Here is a 3127-nt window from a genome sequence, read left to right on the forward strand (position 1 = left end):
GAAACACTGAATAAATGCGTTGAAGTCTTGTATTAACCGTTCCGTTCGCCGCGATAAGGCCAAGAGGATTTATGAGCAATAAAACTGGAGGTCCAGCCTTCCCAGAATTAGGAAATGTTGGTTGCAACTCAGACTGGCAAAGCGAATCTGGCATGACGCTGCGCGATTACTTCGCAGCCAAGGCTATGCAGGCAATGATAGCAGCGCATGAGCCGCAGGGAGCTATTCCTGGTTGGGCATACGAAATGGCCGACGAGATGCTCCGCGCCCGGGAGGCGCCATGACAGTCACCCACAACGGCAAGCAGTACACAGCCAAAAAGCTCAACGATAACGAGTGGCAGCTGACGTCGGTATCGGCACCGCGGGAAAAACTGGTGCTGAACCGCTGGCAGATGCATATCGCTGGCCTCCTGAAACAGGTTGAGGTGAAGGTATGATCAACCACTACGGAACCACCCCGCTCATTCGCCAGTGCGTCACGCCTGGCATGATGGCAATGCATGAAGGCCGCACCTATCGCGTATCAGCAGTCATTCAGGAGCGCAAATGGGTGTACCTGCACACCGATGCAGAAATTATCCGCCTCAGTGACTGCGTGATTGACGTCCTTCTGGACGGTCACGGCAACCCTATCCAGCACTAACCACCCTATTCAAACGATCGGCCTGGCTTCTGCGGGCGGGATCTGCACATCCAAATTTCAGGAGAAACCATGAGCGAAGTAACGGATTTAGTCGTCATTGAGAAACAGAACGCAATGGCGGTATTCACCACCAAAGAGCAGCTCGACCCGATTATTGAGGCGATCGAGAAAGAAGTTCGCAGCCTGGTGCCGGATGTGTCGACCCGCAAAGGCCGCGACGCTATCGCATCCATGGCGCATAAGGTTGCCCGTTCCAAAACTTACATCGACAACGCCGGTAAGGATCTGGTTGCTGAGCTTAAAGCCCTGCCTAAGCAGATCGACGAAAGCCGCCGCATTGTGCGTGAGCGGCTGGACGCGCTTAAGGATGAAGTGCGCCGTCCTCTAACCGAATGGGAAGCTGAGCAGGAACGAATCCGGGTGGAAGAAGCCTGGAACGCTATGCACGAAGAAGCATTGGTGATGAACAAGATGTTCGATGACCAGCGCGCCGCGCAGATCGAAGCAGACCACGAAATGGCTCTGCTGATGAATGACAAGTTTGACCGTGACCGGGAAGAGCAGCGCCGCCTTGCGGAACAGGAACAGCGTGAGCACGAAGAACGCATTAAGCGCGAAGCGGCAGAACAGGCCTGCCGCGATGCCGAAGCGAAGCACAAAGCGGAGATTGAAGCCGCAGCGCGCCGTGAAGCCGAAGAGAAAGCCCGCGCTGAACTGGCGGAGCGCCAGCGCATTGAAGCGGAACAGCGCGCGGCACGCGAGAAGCAGGAAGCAGAAGCCCGGGCAGAACGCGAAAAAGCCGCGGCAGTGGAAGCTGAGCGCCTCAAGGCAAAACAGGCAGAAGAGAAACGTCTGGCCGAAGAGAAGCGCATCGCCGACGAACAGGCAAAACGTGAAGCTGACGTGAAGCACCGCAAGACGGTCGGCACCAACATCGTTAACGCGCTCACCAGCAACACCAGCTTAACCCGCGAACAGGCTATCGAAGTGCTTACCGCTCTGAAAGATGAACTGATCCCCTGCGCGCAAATTCATTACTGAGGTGAATCATGAATATTACATGCGAGTGCGTAGACATGCGCACATCCGTCGGCCCCCACAACACCATCAAAGTTGAGATGGAGGGCGTTGTCCTAGCCGGAACCGTTAAAACCCGTGACGTACTACCCCAGCTCGATGGTGCAGAAGTCATCGAATGGTTGGCTGAACAGGGTTACGTCATCACTCATCAGGAGCGTGCAGCATGACGGCCGCAGAACGGTGGGATGAAGAGTCATTCCTGCGCCTTATGCACGACGTGATACCGGAAAAGCCGGAGAACGACAACGAGCCAGTCAACCTTGCCGCCGAGCGGCAGAACCCGATCATTAGTTGGGATGAATTTGCGGGGAACTACACATGACAGATAAAAAAGTATACGCCGCCATTAGCGGCGTTGCTTCAGCGCTGGCTGAGAAGGGTATCAGCAAAGAAAGGAAGCAAGGGAGTCAGGTCAATTACGCGTTTCGTGGTATCGACGACATTTACAACGCGCTAGCCCCGGAGTTGGTAAAAAACAAACTCCTGATCCTACCCCGCTACACCGAACGCACCAGCGTCGAGCGAACCAGCAAAAATGGCGGTGCGCTGTTCTACATCACGGTTCGTGGTGACTTCGATTTCGTCAGCACCGAGGACGGCAGCATCCACACCGTCACCACCTATGGTGAAGCGATGGATAGCGGCGACAAGGCCACAAACAAGGCCATGTCGATAGCATACAAATACGCGGCGTTTCAGGCGTTTTGCATCCCAACTGAGGAAACTGCAATCGACGCGGATGCCGAAACCCATCAGGTGCAACCGGCAGATGCCGATCAAATTCTCGCTGAATTTACTCAGTACGCCAGTACTGAAAACGACAGCAGAAAATTGCAGGCGCAATACGCGACAACATGGTCACTTCTGAATGGTTTTGCTGATCACCAGGCTAAATGCAAAGACGTCACCGGCATTCGACTAAAAGAACTTAAACAGGCGGCTTAAATGGCTATTAACACAATCACAGTGTCAGGAAATGTCGGTAGAGACGCGGTACTGCGCGTCACGCCAAACGGGAAACACATCGCCTCGTTTTCACTCCCGGCAAAATCTGGGTTTGGCGAGAATGAGAAGACATCATGGCTGAATTGCAAGATGTTCGGGGCAATGGCCGAGAAGCTCTCTGGCGCGATTGTTAAGGGAGCAAAGGTTGCTGTTACTGGCGAGTTTGTAATTGAGGAGTGGACTAAGCAGGACGGTTCGCAGGTGCAGACACCGACAATCCTGGTACGGGATATCGATCTCCCACCACGCGGCACGCCAGGAAATGATAACCCCCGTCAACAGGCATCATCGCATCCACAACACCAACGGCAACAACGCTCACCGGCACCACAACATCAACCAAGCGAACCACCAATGGACTTCGACGACGACATACCCTTTTGAATCATCTCCAGGT

General features: G+C 54.3%; 8 protein-coding genes. All 8 read left to right on the plus strand.

Going from position 1 to position 3127, the window contains the following annotated elements; genetic code table 11:
• Positions 1 to 71: 71 nt before the first annotated feature.
• Positions 72 to 284: a hypothetical protein gene (locus ACOTX5_RS23925; protein ID WP_063945224.1), complete on the plus strand. Its 213-nt coding sequence runs from the start codon at positions 72 to 74 to the stop codon at positions 282 to 284.
• A complete protein-coding gene (locus ACOTX5_RS23930; protein WP_057059821.1) occupies positions 281 to 439 on the plus strand; it encodes a hypothetical protein in 159 nt (52 codons plus the stop codon). Before ACOTX5_RS23925 ends, ACOTX5_RS23930 begins: the two co-directional genes overlap by 4 nt.
• On the plus strand, positions 436 to 645 hold the full coding sequence (locus tag ACOTX5_RS23935; RefSeq protein ID WP_006809788.1) for a cell division protein FtsZ: 210 nt from the start codon (positions 436 to 438) through the stop codon (positions 643 to 645). The genes ACOTX5_RS23930 and ACOTX5_RS23935 overlap by 4 nt, the downstream gene beginning before the upstream one ends.
• A gap of 69 nt (positions 646 to 714) precedes the next feature.
• Entirely contained in the window at positions 715 to 1686 is a 972-nt protein-coding gene (locus ACOTX5_RS23940) for a hypothetical protein (protein ID WP_234101394.1), read from the plus strand.
• Between the two features lie 8 nt (positions 1687 to 1694).
• On the plus strand, positions 1695 to 1892 hold the full coding sequence (locus tag ACOTX5_RS23945) for a hypothetical protein (protein WP_001303341.1): 198 nt from the start codon (positions 1695 to 1697) through the stop codon (positions 1890 to 1892).
• On the plus strand, positions 1889 to 2047 hold the full coding sequence (locus ACOTX5_RS23950; protein ID WP_159427091.1) for a hypothetical protein: 159 nt from the start codon (positions 1889 to 1891) through the stop codon (positions 2045 to 2047). Before ACOTX5_RS23945 ends, ACOTX5_RS23950 begins: the two co-directional genes overlap by 4 nt.
• Positions 2044 to 2670, plus strand: coding sequence for an ERF family protein (locus ACOTX5_RS23955; protein ID WP_063945222.1), 627 nt, complete (start codon positions 2044 to 2046; stop codon positions 2668 to 2670). Before ACOTX5_RS23950 ends, ACOTX5_RS23955 begins: the two co-directional genes overlap by 4 nt.
• Positions 2671 to 3114 (plus strand): single-stranded DNA-binding protein, encoded by a 444-nt coding sequence (ssb, locus tag ACOTX5_RS23960; protein ID WP_047731062.1) that lies wholly within the window; start codon positions 2671 to 2673, stop codon positions 3112 to 3114. It begins immediately after the preceding gene.
• Positions 3115 to 3127 lie beyond the last annotated feature (13 nt).

This window comes from Enterobacter cloacae complex sp. IR5441 (assembly GCF_049238215.1).
GTDB classification, from domain to species: domain Bacteria; phylum Pseudomonadota; class Gammaproteobacteria; order Enterobacterales; family Enterobacteriaceae; genus Enterobacter; species Enterobacter hormaechei_C.

Bases quoted from the DNA above. Each gene is read 5' to 3' on its own strand.
- ACOTX5_RS23925 (WP_063945224.1), top strand. From the start codon at position 72: ATGAGCAATAAAACTGGAGGTCCAGCCTTCCCAGAATTAGGAAATGTT.
- ACOTX5_RS23930 (WP_057059821.1), top strand. From the start codon at position 281: ATGACAGTCACCCACAACGGCAAGCAGTACACAGCCAAAAAGCTCAAC.
- ACOTX5_RS23935 (WP_006809788.1), top strand. From the start codon at position 436: ATGATCAACCACTACGGAACCACCCCGCTCATTCGCCAGTGCGTCACG.
- ACOTX5_RS23940 (WP_234101394.1), top strand. From the start codon at position 715: ATGAGCGAAGTAACGGATTTAGTCGTCATTGAGAAACAGAACGCAATG.
- ACOTX5_RS23945 (WP_001303341.1), top strand. From the start codon at position 1,695: ATGAATATTACATGCGAGTGCGTAGACATGCGCACATCCGTCGGCCCC.
- ACOTX5_RS23950 (WP_159427091.1), top strand. From the start codon at position 1,889: ATGACGGCCGCAGAACGGTGGGATGAAGAGTCATTCCTGCGCCTTATG.
- ACOTX5_RS23955 (WP_063945222.1), top strand. From the start codon at position 2,044: ATGACAGATAAAAAAGTATACGCCGCCATTAGCGGCGTTGCTTCAGCG.
- ssb (WP_047731062.1), top strand. From the start codon at position 2,671: ATGGCTATTAACACAATCACAGTGTCAGGAAATGTCGGTAGAGACGCG.